The organism is Denitrificimonas caeni (assembly GCF_027498055.1).
GTDB lineage: Bacteria > Pseudomonadota > Gammaproteobacteria > Pseudomonadales > Pseudomonadaceae > Denitrificimonas.
The window spans coordinates 1,985,133-2,000,525 of sequence record NZ_CP114976.1; the positions used below are offsets into that span (position 1 = coordinate 1,985,133).

Genomic DNA, 15,393 nt, shown 5'->3' on the forward strand with positions numbered 1-15,393 from the left:
TAGCAGGGGAACACATTGCCCCATGAAAGATACGCCTAAATATGATGCGCCCGCCTCTGAAACTGAATACCAACCAAAATCTGGTAATGCAGTTCTCAGGAATACGTTAGGTATTACCGAACCTACCGAGATGAATGATGTTGAGTCTGAGCTTTTATTAAAGCTGTATGAGAAAATCTTTATTCAAGGTGCTGATATTGAGCAACTGCAAGTAGATACCATTCTTAGCTGGCATAACCAATGGTTAGCAAATATCTACCCCGCATGGGCAGGTAAGCTGCGATCAACAAATATAAGCAAAGATGGATTTACTTTTGCGTCGGCGAATCAATTAGAAAAGTTACTGACTACTTTCAGTGGTGCTTTTTTAGCTGAGTTTGAATCGTTACCATCAATGCCTCGCCAAAGTATTGTTGATTTCTTAGCCAAGTCTCATGTGGAGTTTATTCTAATCCATCCCTTTCGAGAGGGTAATGGCAGAATATCGAGACTTTTAATCGACGTAATGGCTGAAAAAGCTGGATATGGTGTTTTAGATTATAAACTTTGGGATGAACATAAAGAGTTTTATATTCGTTCAATCCAGGCAGGAGTAAATGGCGATTATCAATATATGGCCAGACTCATAGATGATATTCTGCCTGTTGACTAGAGCGCCAATGAAAGAGTCTGGTATTTTTTACGGTTTTCTTTTAACTTTTTTTCCACAATTTTTGTGGGGATGCCTGTTTCAATAGCTGTTGAGCTGGCTACTGAGCGGTAAATCATATCGAGGGTGACTTTTTTACTTTCTTCGCGCTTATTCATTAAGAACTCCAGATCGTATCGTTCAGAATAATGACACAATTTTAGCATAAAAAACACATCGGTGCCCGTGAGTCACAGCACTGCTCATTAAGATTTAAAAAACCGCTACTATAGGGCATACAAACCCAATGAACACAGTAAACCGCCGCTTTTCCGTTGCCCCGATGATGGACTGGACCACTCCTGAATGCCGCTACTTTTTGCGGCTGATTTCTAAGCGTGCGCTGCTCTATACCGAGATGGTGACTACCGGTGCGATTCTCTATGGCGATAGCGCGCGTTTTTTGCGCCATGACCAATCTGAGCATCCCCTTGCATTGCAATTAGGCGGCAGCAATCCGGCAGATTTAGCGACTTGTACTAAGATGGCAGCAGCGGCAGGTTTTGATGAAGTGAATCTCAATGTTGGCTGCCCCAGTGACCGTGTGCAAAACAACATGATCGGTGCCTGCTTAATGGCGCACCCACAGTTGGTCGCTGATTGCGTCAGGCAGATGCAGGATGGCGTCGACATTCCAGTTACGGTCAAACACCGCATTGGTATCAATGGCCGTGACAGCTATGCCCAGCTGTGTGATTTTGTCGGTACGGTACGTGATGCCGGCTGCACCAGCTTTACTGTGCACGCGCGGATTGCCATTTTGGAAGGCTTATCTCCGAAAGAAAACCGCGATATTCCACCGCTGCGCTACGACATTGCGGCGCAACTTAAAACGGATTTTCCAGACTTAGAAATCATTCTCAATGGCGGCATTAAAACCCTTGAGCAATGCACCGAGCACTTACAAACCTTTGATGGCGTGATGCTCGGTCGTGAGGCTTACCATAATCCCTGGCTGCTTCGTAACGTTGACCATCAACTGTTTGGTGATGCGCAGCGCGAGATTTCTCGTACAGAAGTTCTGCAGCAACTGCGCCCTTACCTACTCCAATATATGGAGCAAGGCGGCAAAGCAACCCATGTTACACGGCATATTTTAGGTCTAGCGCAAGGCTTCCCAGGCGCGCGACGTTTTCGTCAGCTCTTATCTGCGGACATCTATAAAACAGACGACCCTATTCAGATCTTTGACCAAGCTGTAATCGGCCTTGAGGGCCGCTAATCACTTTAAAACAATTGCATCTAATTAAACTCTCGGCTATGTTCTGTGCACCTTTTTATGCCTAAATTATAGCGACGGCCATGACCTCAAAACTCGAACAACTTAAACGTTACACTACTGTGGTTGCCGATACCGGTGACCTCGACGCCATTTCCCGCTTGCAGCCGGTAGATGCCACAACCAACCCATCATTATTGCTAAAAGCAGCTACTTTTCCACGTTACGCACGCATGATGGCGCAAATTCAACAAGAGTTTCATGGCAACCCTGAGGCCGCCTGCGAGCAATTTGCAGTTGCTGTGGGCAAAGAAATTTTATCGCACATTCCAGGTCGCATCTCTACCGAAGTGGATGCCCGCCTATCCTTTGATGAGCAAGCCACCTACGAATCAGCCTTGCGCCTAATTGACCGTTACGAATTGCTTGGAATTGATCGCCAGCGGGTGTTAATTAAAATTGCCGCAACTTGGGAAGGGATTCAAGCCGCACGACGCTTAGAAAAACTTAACATCCAAACCAACCTCACTTTGCTTTTTTCATTTGCTCAGGCCGCTGCTTGTGCTGATGCTGGGGTTTACTTGATCTCGCCTTTTGTTGGCCGTATTTATGACTGGTATAAAAAGTCGCACAACCGTGACTACACTGGGTTTGAAGACCCCGGCGTACAATCAGTATCGCGTATTTATCGCTACTACAAAGGCAACAACTACCAAACCGTAGTCATGGGTGCGAGTTTTCGTAATCTAGGGCAAATTGAAGCCTTAGCCGGTTGCGACCGCCTCACCATTAGCCCCGAACTACTAGAGCAGCTCAGTAATACACAAGGACCTTTAGAGCGTCACCTGCATACCGACAACCCACCTGTCGAGCGCAGTTTTATTGACGAACAAAGTTTCCGTTGGGCACACAATGAAGATGCCATGGCAACTGAAAAGCTGGCCGAAGGGATTCGTGCATTCGCCCACGATCAAGAAAAACTAGAAAAGCTGTTTCGCTAAATACTGTTAGGGCTGTTAGGGCTGTAATAAGGGATATTGCGGGCGCGGGGCTTGCTAGGTGATAATTTTTGCATTTGCCATTTGCGAGCCAGCGGCCCGCGCTCCCATAGCTCCCAGAGCGCCAAGCAGCAGATTGCCAACGCATCCAAGTTGGGGATTACGCGCTGGAGCTTTCTAAAGCACTGACCAAGTCACGAAACTCATCGCGATTGGACTGATTTAAACTCATTAAAATACGATGCGCCTCTAACACCCGCGCTTTAACCAGCTCTTCTGACTGATCCTGCTCAGGCAGATCATCCAAGCATTCAGGACAAGGTGTAGCGGTGTGTACTAAATTGAATACCTGATTAAACCCCATGGACTCAAGCACACGACTCACATCAGGATTGGTGCTGGCCAAGGTTGGCAGCATGCCGTACTTTCGTTTCGATAAAATCGAAAGCTTAGCCAACAAGCCCAAAGTGGTGCTGTCGATGCTGATCACCTCTGTTAAATCAATCACAATTGACTTAAACGCGTGAGTTTTCAGAATTTTCTCGATTACTTCATTCAGCGCTGAGCAAAAGGTTAACCGCACCTCGCCTATGCACTTTAAAATAAAGGTGTCACCGTATTCAGCACACTGAATTTTACCATCACTCATGCAAGATTCCTGCTCAGCACCAGCATGGCGATATCATCAGGCATATTGCTGCAGTTAGCTAGCCCAAGGCGCTGCACTATCTGCGCATACTCACCTTGCGCAGCACTAATTAACGCCGGTAAAGCTGCCTCACTGCCAACCAAACTGTCTTGTGGCTGCACATCAAAAATACCGTCGGAGAACAGGCTCAGACTAAAAGCCTGGGGCAGTTGCAACTGCTCATCAACATAACTGACCTGCTCAAACATACCCACTGGCTGCCCTTGTCCAGCTAAGAACTCAGCATGCCCAGCACTGTATAAAATGGGGGACGGTAAGTGCCCAGCAGCACTCCACTGCAACGTGTTTTCTTGGGTATTAATAATCATACAAATAAGGGTGATATGTCGGTCTGAGTCATAAGTGAGCAAACGCTGATTCAAATAGGTCAGCATCGATGCCGGGGTAATCTCTTCTGCAAGACCTGCAGTAAAGCTATAACTGCGCACAATACTTTTCAGTAGCATACTGATCAATGCTGCCGCAGTACCGCTGCCTGCTACATCCGCTAAGTAGAGCAAGATGCGCCCGTCGGGCAACTCAAAGTAGTCCAGTGAGTCACCGGTCAAGTACAGCGCAGGAACCACACAGTGCTCAAACGTCAGGCCTTGCGCCTGCCAAGGTGTTTGTGGGCGCAACTGCTGCTGTAAGTGTTTGCCAGCAAGCTGATCAGTCAGCAGTAACGCCTGCTGTTTTTGCAGTAAGAGCAACTCTTCTGAGTCTGCAGCAGAGTTGTGTTGTCTTTCAAGAGAATCCATTACTTATCAATCGTAAATAGTGTTTAGGGGCAAAAGGTACTCTCATCATTGCGCTGATTCAAGCACTCTATAGCTGAGCAGTTTTGGCTCGACCGTTCAGGCGCAAAAGCATTGCCTTACAGCGCCAATCAGCTATAACTAGACAGATGAAATTCAGCAGAAAATAGAAGTGCAACACATAAAGATAAAGCGGCTAGCGAACACTTTACATTTGCTTGAAGGCAGGCAGTTTTATTGTTTTTAAACAGAAAAAAGAGGCTTGCAGCTGTTAGCACTAAAGCCACTCAAAATTAACCACTGGGAGTTAAACCATGCATCATTACAGCGAAAAGCGTGATTTTATCCGTATGCGTGTCGAAACGCCGATAACACTGCAGAGCAACGGACAAATCTACCAAGGTATTTGCACTGATTTATCCAGCACTGGTATGCAAGTTGAATTGAATCAGCCTGCCACCTTTAGCCATGGGCAAGCAGTGCATGCCAGTATTGTTTCCACGCATCCGCAACTGCCAGGTCTTGAGGCCGAAGCCACCATCTTACGTGTCGAAACTCTCGATGATGGCCGCCTCGCCTTAGGTCTTAAAATCACGGCAATACGTTGACCCTAGAACACCACAGGCGCTCTAGAAATCATCGACAACATTGCCGTCGCGCACTCGAAACTCGCGATTTTGCAGGAAAGCATTCCTTACAAAACGGTATCTGTCACCGACAACAAAACGCTCAGAGGACAGCAGGCTCGCACGTGCATCCACTATATTTAAAGCCAGCATGCTGTTGCGCACCGGCACATCATTAATGGCTCGATAAGGCACGGTATAGCTGTCTGGGTATAACGCAACTGCATCACGCACGGTGCTTGGACCTAAGAACGGCAGCACCACATATGGCCCGCTTTTTACGCCCCAAGCCCCTAAGGTTTGACCGAAGTCTTCATCATTGCGCTGCAGCCCCATTTTAGTTGCCACATCAAAAACACCTAACAGACCAAAGGTGGTGTTAAAGAAAAAACGTGCCGTATCAACACCAGCATCACGCAATTTAAACTGGAGCAGGTTATTCGCGAGGTTACTCGTTTCACCGATATTACGGAAAAAGTTATGCACACCATCTTCAACAATATCTGGCGTAACTGCTTGATAACCTTTAGCCAACGGCTTTAATGTCCAGCGGTCCACAGTATCGTTAAAACGAAAAATAGCGCGGTTGGTACGCTCCCACGGGTCTTCGTTTTCACCAAACTCTTGCCACTCGTTATCCAAGTCAGTGAAATCTGTTTCTTGCGCCAGAGCAGTGCTCGGCAAACTCAGGCATCCAGCCACTAACATGCCGCTCAAAATGCCGCGCATGGATTTAGTTATAACAAGCCGCATAAAGCCCCCACTGTTTTATTCAACAGTCATTTGGAAAAATTTAATAAGCTGCGCAGTAACATCCACGCAGCTCTTAGATAACCTTTTACTGATCAGCAAAACGCCAACCAGTGCCGTCTTTACCATCTTCTAGCACAATACCTAAAGCGGTTAGCTCATCACGTATGCGGTCCGACTCTGCCCAATCTTTGCTTTCGCGGGCAGCGATGCGTGCGGCAATCAAAGACTCAACCTGCGCGGCATCCACACGCTTCTCAGCACCGGCTTGCAAGAAAGCATCAGGCTGTAATTGCAAGATACCTAATACAGCGCCCAGCTCTTTGATGCGCGCGGCTAAACCTGCTGCAGCCTGTGGGTCTTGTTTATGCACACGGTTGACCTCACGGGCCATCTCAAACAAGATCGAGCACGCCTCTGGGGCATTAAAGTCGTCGTCCATGGCTTTGTTAAAGCGTTCAACATAAGTCTCTCCGCCCGCAGCAGGCACGCTCTCAACACCTTTAAATGTTTGGTAAAAGCGCTCTAACGCCGAACGAGCTTCACGCAAGTTGTCTTCCGAGTAATTGATCGGGCTGCGGTAATGGCTGGAGACCAAAAGATAACGCACCACTTCTGGATGGTATTTCTCCAGCACATCACGAATGGTGAAAAAATTACCCAAAGATTTGGACATTTTCTCGCCATCCACACGCACGGCTCCAGCATGCATCCATGTGGTTGCATACTGTTTACCTGTGGCAGCCTCGCTTTGCGCAATTTCATTCTCGTGGTGCGGGAATACCAAATCTGGCCCGCCACCATGAATATCAAAGCTATCGCCTAAGCAGCACGTGGACATCACTGAGCACTCAATGTGCCAGCCTGGACGGCCTTTACCCCATGGCGAATCCCAGCTTGGCTCGCCCGCCTTGGCGGATTTCCAGAGTACGAAGTCCAATGGGTCTTCTTTCGCTTCGTCCACTTCAATACGCGCACCGATTTTTAAATCGCTGATTTTACGGCGCGATAACTTACCGTAACCGGCAAACTTAGCTACGCGATAATAAACATCCCCATTGTCGGCTGCATAAGCAAAGCCTTTATCAATTAAGGTTTGGATCATCTTAAACATGCCATCAATATGCCCTGTAGCGCGGGGTTCTTGATCAGGCCGCAGGACATTTAAACGTCCCTCGTCTTCATGCATGGCAGCAATCATACGCTCAACCAGTTGCTCAAATGGCTCTCCATTTTCTTGCGCACGTTGAATGATCTTGTCATCAATATCAGTGATATTACGCACATAAGTGACATCATAACCACGATGACGTAACCAGCGCGTTACGACATCAAACGCCACCATGACGCGAGCATGGCCAATATGGCAGTAGTCGTACACGGTCATACCGCAGACATACATACGCACATGGTTGCCCTCTAAAGGCTGCAGCGGCTCTTTTTGTTTAGTTAGGGTGTTATAAATCGCTAAAGTCATGCTTTCCCCCATGAATCACGCAAAGTTACCGTGCGGTTAAAGACCAGCGCATCAGGCTTGCTATCGACGTTGTCTAAGCAAAAATACCCTTCACGTTCAAACTGAAAGCTCTCTCCAACCTGTGCTTGCAACAAAGAAGGCTCGGCACGACAACCCTTTAACACCACCAGTGACTCAGGGTTAATGTTATCCAAGAAGGATTCGCTGGTTTCACCCTCTACATCTTTATCTGGATTAGCGGTGCTAAATAGACGGTCATACAGGCGCACTTCGCACTCAACACTTTGCGCAGCTGGAACCCAGTGAATTACGCCTTTAACTTTACGGCCTTCCGGGTTTTTACCGAGCGTTTCTGGATCATAAGAGCAACGCAACTCGACAATATTACCCTCAGCATCACGAATAGCTTCATCCGCACGGATCACATAGCTACCACGCAAACGCACTTCCGTACCCGGCATTAAACGACGGTAACCCTTAGGTGGGTTTTCTTCGTAGTCACTGGCATCAATATAAATCTCGCGAGCAAACGGCAACTCACGCACCCCTTCATCACGCTTAGGGTGGCGCGGCAATTGCAGCATCAGCTCTTGGTCTTCTGGGTAATTGGTAATCACCACTTTAAGCGGTTTAAGCACGCACATCGCCCGCGTAGCGTTGTAATCCAGATCTTCACGAATACAGAACTCAAGCATGCTTAAATCGACAATACCACCCGCACGGTTGACCCCAATCATGTCGCAGAAATTACGAATGGATGCTGGGGTAAAACCGCGGCGACGGAAGCCGCTAATAGTCGACATGCGCGGATCATCCCAACCACTAACGTGTTGATCATCCACTAACTGTTTGAGCTTACGCTTACTGGTGATGGTGTAGTTCAAGTTAAGGCGAGCAAACTCATACTGACGCGGCTTAGCCGGCACTGGCAGCTGCTCTAAAAACCACTCATACAAAGGACGGTGATCTTCAAACTCTAGGGTACAGATCGAGTGAGTAATTAACTCAATGGCATCGGACTGACCGTGGGTAAAGTCATAACTTGGATAGATACACCAAGCATCACCGGTTTGGTGGTGATGGGCGTGACGAATACGGTACAAAATAGGATCACGCAAATTCATATTGGGTGAAGCCATATCTATTTTGGCGCGCAAAGCACAGGTGCCATCAGGAAACTCACCGGCACGCATACGCGTCAGCAAATCTAAGTTCTCGCTGACACTGCGCTCACGAAACGGACTGTTTTTACCCGGCTCAGTCAAACTGCCACGGTATTCACGGGCTTGCTCGGGAGACAAATCACACACATAGGCTTTGCCTTGCTCAACCAAATACACCGCCCACTGGTACAGCTGCTCAAAATAATCAGAGGCATAACGCACCTCACCATCCCACTGAAAGCCCAGCCAGCGCACATCATCTTTAATCGCATCGATGTACTCTTGCTCTTCTTTGGCGGGGTTAGTGTCATCAAAACGCAAATGACACACTCCACCAAACTCTTTGGCTAAACCAAAGTTAAGGCAGATGGATTTGGCGTGACCAATGTGCAAATAGCCATTGGGTTCGGGGGGGAAGCGCGTAACAATGCTACTGTGCTTGCCTGACTGCAAATCAGCTTGAACAATAGGACGAAGAAAGTTCGCGGCGACATTTACGGACGATTCAGACATGCTCATGGGCTCTTTAATACTCATTACTGCCTATTATGGGTAGGCTGGCTCAAATAAAGTGCTTATCATACCCGAACCTGCCACCTCTCTGACAGGTCTATGACTTTTTAGCTTTCTATGGATCAACTCAATGATTAAATTACACACCAATCACGGCGTTATCACTTTAAAACTTTTTGCTGATGAAGCCCCAGAAACAGCAGCCAACTTTATTCAGTACGTTAAAGACGGTCACTACGACAACACTATTTTTCATCGTGTGATCAGCAACTTCATGATTCAAGGCGGCGGTTTTGACACCGACATGCAACAGAAAAGCACCCGCGCGACAATTAAAAACGAAGCCAACAACGGTTTATCCAATAAAAAAGGCACCATTGCCATGGCACGCACTATGGAGCCACACTCAGCTTCAGCGCAGTTTTTCATTAACGTCCAAGACAATGACTTCCTCGATCACACTGCACCCACCACACAAGGCTGGGGCTACACCGTATTTGGTGAAGTGGTTGACGGCATGGATGTGGTTGAAGCGATTAAAGGTGTTGCTACCACCAGCCGTAATGGCCACCAAGATGTGCCACGTGAAGATGTCATTATCGAAAAGGCAGAGATTGTCGAGTGATTCTGCTGATTTCTGATCTGCACTTGCATGAGGAGCGCCCGGACATCACCGGTGCGTTCCTTGCGTTTCTTGAGCAGCACGCCAAGCATGCGCAAGCACTGTATATTCTCGGTGATTTCTTTGAGGTGTGGATTGGTGATGACGCCATGACGCCCTTTCAGCGCTCAATTGCCACCGCCCTTAGCGCAGTAGCCGCTGGTGGGACGCAAATCTATATCATGCATGGTAACCGTGATTTTTTACTGGGCCACGACTTTTGTGAGCTGGCAGATTGTGAACTATTAAAAGACCCGAGCATCGTCAAGCTTGCTGGCAAACCGGTGTTATTGATGCATGGCGACAGCCTGTGCACCAGCGATCGCAGCTACATTCGTTTACGTAGAGTGCTGCGCAACCCGCTGATACTCTTTATCTTACGCAACCTGCCGTTACGCACCCGCCAGCGTTTAGCCGGAGATTTACGACAAAAAAGCAAAACCAGCACCCGCATGAAAGCCATGGACATCACTGATGTGAACCCAGCCGCTGTTGAGCAAGTCATGGCGCACTACCAAGTTTGCACTCTAATTCACGGCCACACGCACCGCCCAGCCGTACATACTTTGGCCGAGGGCAAGCAGCGCATAGTACTTGGCGACTGGGACAGCCAAGGTTGGTTTATTAAAGCTGAGCACAACAGCCTCAAGCTGCAAGCATTGCCTTTCCCTAGCACGCCATAGCTTTTAGCGTGCTGCTTGGCTAGTTTGCGGCTTTGGGTCTACTTGTGGCTTTGGCACACCACTGTGGAACCTAAACTCGGTGTCATCTTCGGTTAAAATGGCTTGACGCTCAATTTCTGCAAAAAACGCCACGCGCTCTGCAATGGGCTTTTTGGCATACAACTCAGCCATGCGCAGGTAGCCCTCGAAATGCCGCGACTCTGACTTGAGCAAAGAGGTATAAAAGCGCCCCAACTCTTCATCTAAATGCGGTGCTAAACGATAAAAACGCTCGCAGGAACGTGCCTCAATAAAAGCCAAGACAATTAAAGTATCAATCAGCTTATCTGGCTCTTGCGCAGCAATATGCTGCTGTAAACGCCGCGCATAATGCGAGGGACTGAGCTGACGGTAGCGCATCCCACGCTTTTTCATTAAAGCAGTCACTTGCTCAAAATGGCGCAACTCTTCCCGAGCCAGACGCGACAGGTACTGCTGCAATTCTTCACGTTCGGCATAACGAAACATAAGACTCAACGCCGTACCTGCTGCCTTCTTTTCACAGTTAGCATGATCGAGCAACAGCTCTTCAGGGTGATCCAGCGCACATTCAATCCAACCTTGCGGGGTTTGGCACTGTAAAAAAGCTTCAACTTCAGGTATTAACATAGACAGGTACTAAATAAGATAATGAATGCGGGCTATTATACGGGGCAACAGCAGAACAACCAGCCTCCTTAATTGTTTGACGGGTATCAATACCCAGCAGCTTGGAAAACTGGCACTCTATCTGGCATTCTACTCAGTACAGTGCTCTATATACTAAAAACGCAGGGAGACACACATGCAAGCTATCCGTAGCATCTTGGTCGTTATGACCCCCAACCAACCAGAAGCGCTAGCACTTAAACGTGCAAAATTAATCGCAGGGGTTACTCACTCACGCCTACACTTACTGGTCTGCGATAAGCGTGATGAACATGGCGAATACTTAGCTAAAATTGCCCAAGAGCTGAAAGAGGATGGCTACGAGGTCACCACCGAGCAAGCTTGGCATGAGTCTTTTCACCAAACTATTATTCAAGCCCAGCAAGCGGAAAGCTGTGGCCTCGTGATCAAGCAGCATTTCCCAGAGAACCCTCTCAAACGCGCCCTACTAACCCCAGATGACTGGAAGTTACTGCGCTACTGCCCTAGCCCTGTACTGATTGCAAAAACCAAACGTCCGTGGACTGAAGGCTCTATTCTGGCCGCAGTGGATGTGGGTAACAGCAGCGCCGAACATAAAGCCCTGCACGCCAGCTTAATCAACAATGCTTTTGAAGTGGCCGCTATTGCCAAAGCAACATTGCATGTATTGACTGCGCACCCGTCGCCAATGCTGTCAGCCTCTGACCCAACCTTCCAGCTGCGTGAAACCATTGAAGCACGCTACCGCGAGCAGTGTGCCAAGTTCATTAAAGAATACGAGCTCACTGACGAGCAGATGCACATTAAAGAAGGCCCAGCGGATGTCTTGATCCCACAGATGGCCAGCGAACTGGATGCAGTGGTTACTGTGATTGGTACAGTGGCGCGCACTGGCTTGTCCGGTGCTTTAATCGGTAACACTGCCGAGGTTGTGCTTGATGCTGTAGAAACTGACGTTCTAGTGCTCAAGCCAGAGTCAGTAATGATTCACTTGGAAACTCCACTCGAGCGCAAATAAGCGCTTCCAATTGAGCCGCTTAACTCCCTGTTCAAGCGGCTCAACTGCTGAGCTAACCCCTAGCACAGCCGAGCAAAAAATAGAATGAAAAACATGCTAGCTCAAGGTCTAAGACGTAAATCTATGCTAGAAACAGCGAATGCCCCTTAACTTTATAACGCTTTTGACTTAGAATAAGCCCGCCATTTTAGGCAACCATGTCCAAAGTCGAGGCTGTTTTCAAAGCGTCAAGGGTTGTATTTCTGAACGCTGCACGTAAATAGCAATGATATTTTTCTAAAAAATCTGCTGATGCGTGCCTGTAATACTTTGAAAACAGCTTCTGGATAAGCGCCCCTTCCTGTTTGGGGGCTAATGATGAGGATAAAATACTGTGCTTGAAGCCTACCGCAAACACGTAGCAGAACGCGCTGAACAGGGCATTGTCCCTCAGCCTCTCGATAGCGAACAAACCGCAGGTTTAGTTGAGCTATTAAAAAACCCACCCGCTGGTGAAGAAGAGTTCCTTCTGGACCTCATCACCAACCGTGTACCAGCAGGTGTTGACGAAGCCGCTTATGTTAAAGCTGGTTTCTTATCAGCCATCGCTAAAGGTGAAGCCACTTCACCACTTATTGATAAAGCGCACGCTGTTAAGTTGTTAGGCACCATGCAAGGTGGCTACAACATTGAAACTTTGGTTGCTCTTTTAGACAACGCTGAATTAGCAGAATTAGCTGCTACCGAACTCAAGCACACCCTGCTGATGTTTGATGCGTTCCACGACGTTGCTGAAAAAGCTAAAGCGGGCAATGCCAACGCTAAAGCAGTGATGCAGTCATGGGCTGACGGCGAGTGGTTCAAAGCGCGCCCAGCTCTAGAAGAAAAGATTTCTTTAAGCGTCTTCAAAGTAACCGGCGAAACCAACACTGATGACCTGTCACCAGCCCCTGATGCATGGTCACGTCCTGACATCCCTTTGCACGCATTAGCGATGCTGAAAATGGAGCGCGACGGTATCAACCCTGACGTTCCAGGTTCAGTTGGTCCAATCAAACAAATGGAAGCACTGAAAGCTAAAGGCTTCCCAGTTGCTTACGTTGGTGATGTTGTTGGTACGGGTTCTTCACGTAAGTCAGCGACTAACTCTGTGCTGTGGTTCTTCGGTGACGATATCCCGAATGTACCTAACAAGCGCGCTGGTGGTTTCTGCTTCGGTACTAAAATTGCTCCAATCTTCTACAACACCATGGAAGATGCCGGTGCTCTGCCAATCGAATTCGATTGCACTGATTTAAACATGGGCGACGTGATTGACGTTTACCCATACAAAGGCGAAGTACGTCGCAATGGTTCTGACGAATTAGTCACCACCTTTGAATTAAAAACTGACGTTCTGCTTGATGAAGTACGTGCCGGCGGCCGTATTCCATTGATCATTGGCCGTGGTTTGACTGAAAAAGCCCGTGCTGAGCTTGGCTTAGAGCCTTCAGACTTATTCAAAAAGCCTGTACCACCAGCAGGTAGCGATAAAGGCTTTACTTTAGCGCAGAAAATGGTTGGTCGCGCTTGCGGCTTAGCAGAAGGTCAAGGCGTACGCCCTGGCACCTACTGTGAGCCAAAAATGACCACCGTTGGTTCGCAAGACACCACTGGCCCAATGACCCGTGACGAGTTGAAAGACTTAGCTTGCTTAGGCTTCTCTGCTGACTTGGTAATGCAGTCATTCTGCCACACCTCAGCCTATCCAAAGCCAATTGACGAAATCACGCACCACACGCTGCCTGACTTCATCATGAACCGCGGCGGTGTTTCCTTGCGCCCAGGCGACGGTATCATCCACAGCTGGCTGAACCGCATGTTATTGCCTGACACCGTTGGTACTGGTGGTGACTCACACACCCGCTTCCCAATTGGTATCTCCTTCCCTGCAGGTTCTGGCTTGGTTGCGTTCGCCGCAGCTACCGGTGTAATGCCACTGGATATGCCTGAGTCAGTATTGGTTCGCTTTAAAGGTAAAATGAAGCCTGGTATCACTTTACGTGACCTAGTGCATGCGATTCCTTACCGCGCGATTCAAGAAGGTCACCTGACCGTTGAGAAAAAAGGCAAGAAGAACATCTTCTCTGGCCGTATTCTCGAAATCGAAGGCTTGGACAACCTCACCGTTGAGCAAGCGTTTGAACTGTCTGACGCATCTGCTGAGCGTTCCGCTGCTGGTTGCACCATTAAGCTGCCAGAAGACGTAATCGCTGAGTACCTGCGCTCCAACATCACCATGCTACGCTGGATGATTTCTGAAGGTTACGGCGATGCACGTACCATCGAGCGTCGCGCACAAGCTATGGAAGCATGGTTAGCCAAGCCTGAGCTGATGCAAGCAGACGCTAACGCAGAGTACGCTGCAGTAATCGAAATTGATCTAAATGAAATCAATGAGCCGATTCTGTGCGCACCAAACGACCCAGACGATGCACGTCTTCTGTCTGACGTCCAAGGCCGTAAAATTGATGAAGTGTTCATCGGTTCGTGCATGACCAACATTGGTCACTTCCGCGCGGCAGGTAAACTACTACAGAAAGTTGAAGGCGAAATGCCAACCCGTCTGTGGCTAGCACCACCAACCCGTATGGATAAGTACCAACTGACTGAAGAAGGCTACTACGAGACCTACAAAAAAGCCGGCGCGCGTATTGAAGAGCCAGGCTGCTCACTGTGCATGGGTAACCAAGCACGTGTTGAGACAGGCACCACTGTAGTTTCAACGTCTACCCGTAACTTCCCGAACCGTTTAGGTGACAACACTGACGTATTCTTGGCCTCGGCTGAGCTTGCGGCTGTTGCCTCAATCACGGGTAAGTTGCCAACAGTTGAAGAGTACATGGCTTACGCTGCAGACATCGATAGCATGTCCGCTGATGTATACCGCTACCTCAACTTCGACCAAATGGCGAACTACACAGAAGCCGCTGCTAAAGCGACTATCCCTGTGCTAGAAGTGTAATTTAGCGTCGATTGCAACACAAAATGCCCTGCTTAATGCGGGGCATTTTTGTTTTCAGAGTGTGTTTTTGGTGTGCTAGAAGTGAGTGTAAAAAACCACGGCAACAGCAGCCCAGCCCGCAGTGGCACGCTGGGTTTTGCAGTAATGCTGTCTAGATCCGACGCTGAACTGAACAGTCCAGCGCACAGGCGTTAGCTACTTATCTTTATTGCGGATGATTTTGATTTTATAGGTAAAATCAGGCTTGCGAGTCACGCTAATAGCCTTACGCGTTACAGTGTCTATGGTGATATTCCAATTACCGCTGCTGGGCACCTTAATACGCGCGGGAAAGTCTTCAAACGCCCCACCATAGTAAGTATGCCGACCACCATTTTTATAACTGCGAAAATTGCGGTCATTCATCAGGCGGATATTGCAGGTTTGCGAGCAATGGATAACCACAGTGTCATCTTCATTTAAAAGTTCTCGCTGATGTACAAACTTCATAATACCTATCACA

Annotated in this window: 15 protein-coding genes and 1 pseudogene; 8 read left to right on the forward strand and 8 right to left on the reverse strand. The window is 48.3% G+C overall.

Translation table 11 applies throughout. The features are described 5' to 3' along the window. Positions 1-22: 22 nt before the first annotated feature. Complete coding sequence (locus O6P33_RS09385; protein WP_269817522.1) at positions 23-652, forward strand: Fic/DOC family protein; 630 nt, start codon at positions 23-25, stop codon at positions 650-652. On the opposite strand, the gene O6P33_RS09390 is transcribed toward O6P33_RS09385, so the two are convergent. After that, a complete protein-coding gene (locus tag O6P33_RS09390) occupies positions 649-807 on the reverse strand; it encodes a hypothetical protein (protein ID WP_269817523.1) in 159 nt (52 codons plus the stop codon). The genes O6P33_RS09385 and O6P33_RS09390 overlap by 4 nt on opposite strands. Before the next feature lie 128 nt (positions 808-935). Here O6P33_RS09390 and dusA point away from each other — a divergent pair, with 128 nt between their 5' ends. Both dusA and tal read left to right on the forward strand, forming a co-directional pair. Continuing rightward, a complete protein-coding gene (gene dusA / locus O6P33_RS09395) occupies positions 936-1,910 on the forward strand; it encodes a tRNA dihydrouridine(20/20a) synthase DusA (protein WP_269817524.1) in 975 nt (324 codons plus the stop codon). A gap of 80 nt (positions 1,911-1,990) precedes the next feature. Next, entirely contained in the window at positions 1,991-2,908 is a 918-nt protein-coding gene (gene tal / locus O6P33_RS09400) for a transaldolase (protein WP_269817525.1), read from the forward strand. 157 nt (positions 2,909-3,065) lie between these two features. On the opposite strand, the gene rssC is transcribed toward tal, so the two are convergent. Further along, on the reverse strand, positions 3,066-3,554 hold the full coding sequence (gene rssC, locus O6P33_RS09405; RefSeq protein ID WP_269817526.1) for an anti-sigma factor antagonist RssC: 489 nt from the start codon (positions 3,552-3,554) through the stop codon (positions 3,066-3,068). Beyond that, complete coding sequence (locus O6P33_RS09410) at positions 3,551-4,351, reverse strand: PP2C family protein-serine/threonine phosphatase (protein WP_269817527.1); 801 nt, start codon at positions 4,349-4,351, stop codon at positions 3,551-3,553. Before O6P33_RS09410 ends, rssC begins: the two co-directional genes overlap by 4 nt. Before the next feature lie 311 nt (positions 4,352-4,662). Here O6P33_RS09410 and O6P33_RS09415 point away from each other — a divergent pair, with 311 nt between their 5' ends. Further along, positions 4,663-4,956 carry a PilZ domain-containing protein gene (locus O6P33_RS09415; RefSeq protein ID WP_269817528.1) on the forward strand — a complete coding sequence of 98 codons (294 nt, stop codon included), beginning with the start codon at positions 4,663-4,665 and terminating at the stop codon, positions 4,954-4,956. A gap of 21 nt (positions 4,957-4,977) precedes the next feature. Here O6P33_RS09415 and O6P33_RS09420 read toward each other — a convergent pair. The 3 genes and pseudogenes from O6P33_RS09420 to O6P33_RS09430 all read right to left on the reverse strand — a co-directional run. Next, a pseudogene (locus O6P33_RS09420) lies at positions 4,978-5,583 on the reverse strand (VacJ family lipoprotein); the annotation flags it as partial. A gap of 229 nt (positions 5,584-5,812) precedes the next feature. Beyond that, positions 5,813-7,201, reverse strand: coding sequence for a cysteine--tRNA ligase (gene cysS / locus O6P33_RS09425; protein ID WP_269817529.1), 1,389 nt, complete (start codon positions 7,199-7,201; stop codon positions 5,813-5,815). Further along, positions 7,198-8,877: a glutamine--tRNA ligase/YqeY domain fusion protein gene (locus O6P33_RS09430; RefSeq protein ID WP_269817530.1), complete on the reverse strand. Its 1,680-nt coding sequence runs from the start codon at positions 8,875-8,877 to the stop codon at positions 7,198-7,200. The genes cysS and O6P33_RS09430 overlap by 4 nt, the downstream gene beginning before the upstream one ends. A 130-nt stretch (positions 8,878-9,007) precedes the next feature. Here O6P33_RS09430 and O6P33_RS09435 point away from each other — a divergent pair, with 130 nt between their 5' ends. Both O6P33_RS09435 and O6P33_RS09440 read left to right on the forward strand, forming a co-directional pair. Further along, complete coding sequence (locus O6P33_RS09435; RefSeq protein ID WP_269817531.1) at positions 9,008-9,502, forward strand: peptidylprolyl isomerase; 495 nt, start codon at positions 9,008-9,010, stop codon at positions 9,500-9,502. Then, positions 9,499-10,221, forward strand: a complete 723-nt coding sequence (locus O6P33_RS09440) for a UDP-2,3-diacylglucosamine diphosphatase (protein WP_269817532.1) — start codon at positions 9,499-9,501, stop codon at positions 10,219-10,221. Before O6P33_RS09435 ends, O6P33_RS09440 begins: the two co-directional genes overlap by 4 nt. 3 nt (positions 10,222-10,224) lie before the next feature. On the opposite strand, the gene O6P33_RS09445 is transcribed toward O6P33_RS09440, so the two are convergent. Beyond that, positions 10,225-10,869, reverse strand: coding sequence for a tRNA-(ms[2]io[6]A)-hydroxylase (locus O6P33_RS09445; RefSeq protein WP_269817533.1), 645 nt, complete (start codon positions 10,867-10,869; stop codon positions 10,225-10,227). Positions 10,870-11,044: 175 nt separating this feature from the next. Between O6P33_RS09445 and O6P33_RS09450 the strand changes: the two genes are divergently transcribed. Both O6P33_RS09450 and acnB read left to right on the forward strand, forming a co-directional pair. After that, positions 11,045-11,908 carry a universal stress protein gene (locus tag O6P33_RS09450; RefSeq protein WP_269817534.1) on the forward strand — a complete coding sequence of 288 codons (864 nt, stop codon included), beginning with the start codon at positions 11,045-11,047 and terminating at the stop codon, positions 11,906-11,908. 373 nt (positions 11,909-12,281) lie between these two features. Further along, positions 12,282-14,891: a bifunctional aconitate hydratase 2/2-methylisocitrate dehydratase gene (gene acnB, locus O6P33_RS09455; protein ID WP_269817535.1), complete on the forward strand. Its 2,610-nt coding sequence runs from the start codon at positions 12,282-12,284 to the stop codon at positions 14,889-14,891. 195 nt (positions 14,892-15,086) lie between these two features. Here acnB and O6P33_RS09460 read toward each other — a convergent pair whose 3' ends face one another. After that, entirely contained in the window at positions 15,087-15,380 is a 294-nt protein-coding gene (locus tag O6P33_RS09460) for a DUF1883 domain-containing protein (protein WP_269817536.1), read from the reverse strand. Positions 15,381-15,393: the final 13 nt, after the last annotated feature.

Excerpts from the sequence above, each read along its gene's own strand:
- rssC (WP_269817526.1), bottom strand. The coding sequence starts at position 3,554 with ATGAGTGATGGTAAAATTCAGTGTGCTGAATACGGTGACACCTTTATT.
- O6P33_RS09430 (WP_269817530.1), bottom strand. The coding sequence starts at position 8,877 with ATGTCTGAATCGTCCGTAAATGTCGCCGCGAACTTTCTTCGTCCTATT.
- O6P33_RS09460 (WP_269817536.1), bottom strand. The coding sequence starts at position 15,380 with ATGAAGTTTGTACATCAGCGAGAACTTTTAAATGAAGATGACACTGTG.
- O6P33_RS09410 (WP_269817527.1), bottom strand. The coding sequence starts at position 4,351 with ATGGATTCTCTTGAAAGACAACACAACTCTGCTGCAGACTCAGAAGAG.
- O6P33_RS09415 (WP_269817528.1), top strand. The coding sequence starts at position 4,663 with ATGCATCATTACAGCGAAAAGCGTGATTTTATCCGTATGCGTGTCGAA.
- O6P33_RS09435 (WP_269817531.1), top strand. The coding sequence starts at position 9,008 with ATGATTAAATTACACACCAATCACGGCGTTATCACTTTAAAACTTTTT.
- O6P33_RS09450 (WP_269817534.1), top strand. The coding sequence starts at position 11,045 with ATGCAAGCTATCCGTAGCATCTTGGTCGTTATGACCCCCAACCAACCA.
- tal (WP_269817525.1), top strand. The coding sequence starts at position 1,991 with ATGACCTCAAAACTCGAACAACTTAAACGTTACACTACTGTGGTTGCC.
- cysS (WP_269817529.1), bottom strand. The coding sequence starts at position 7,201 with ATGACTTTAGCGATTTATAACACCCTAACTAAACAAAAAGAGCCGCTG.
- dusA (WP_269817524.1), top strand. The coding sequence starts at position 936 with ATGAACACAGTAAACCGCCGCTTTTCCGTTGCCCCGATGATGGACTGG.
- O6P33_RS09445 (WP_269817533.1), bottom strand. The coding sequence starts at position 10,869 with ATGTTAATACCTGAAGTTGAAGCTTTTTTACAGTGCCAAACCCCGCAA.
- O6P33_RS09385 (WP_269817522.1), top strand. The coding sequence starts at position 23 with ATGAAAGATACGCCTAAATATGATGCGCCCGCCTCTGAAACTGAATAC.
- O6P33_RS09390 (WP_269817523.1), bottom strand. The coding sequence starts at position 807 with ATGAATAAGCGCGAAGAAAGTAAAAAAGTCACCCTCGATATGATTTAC.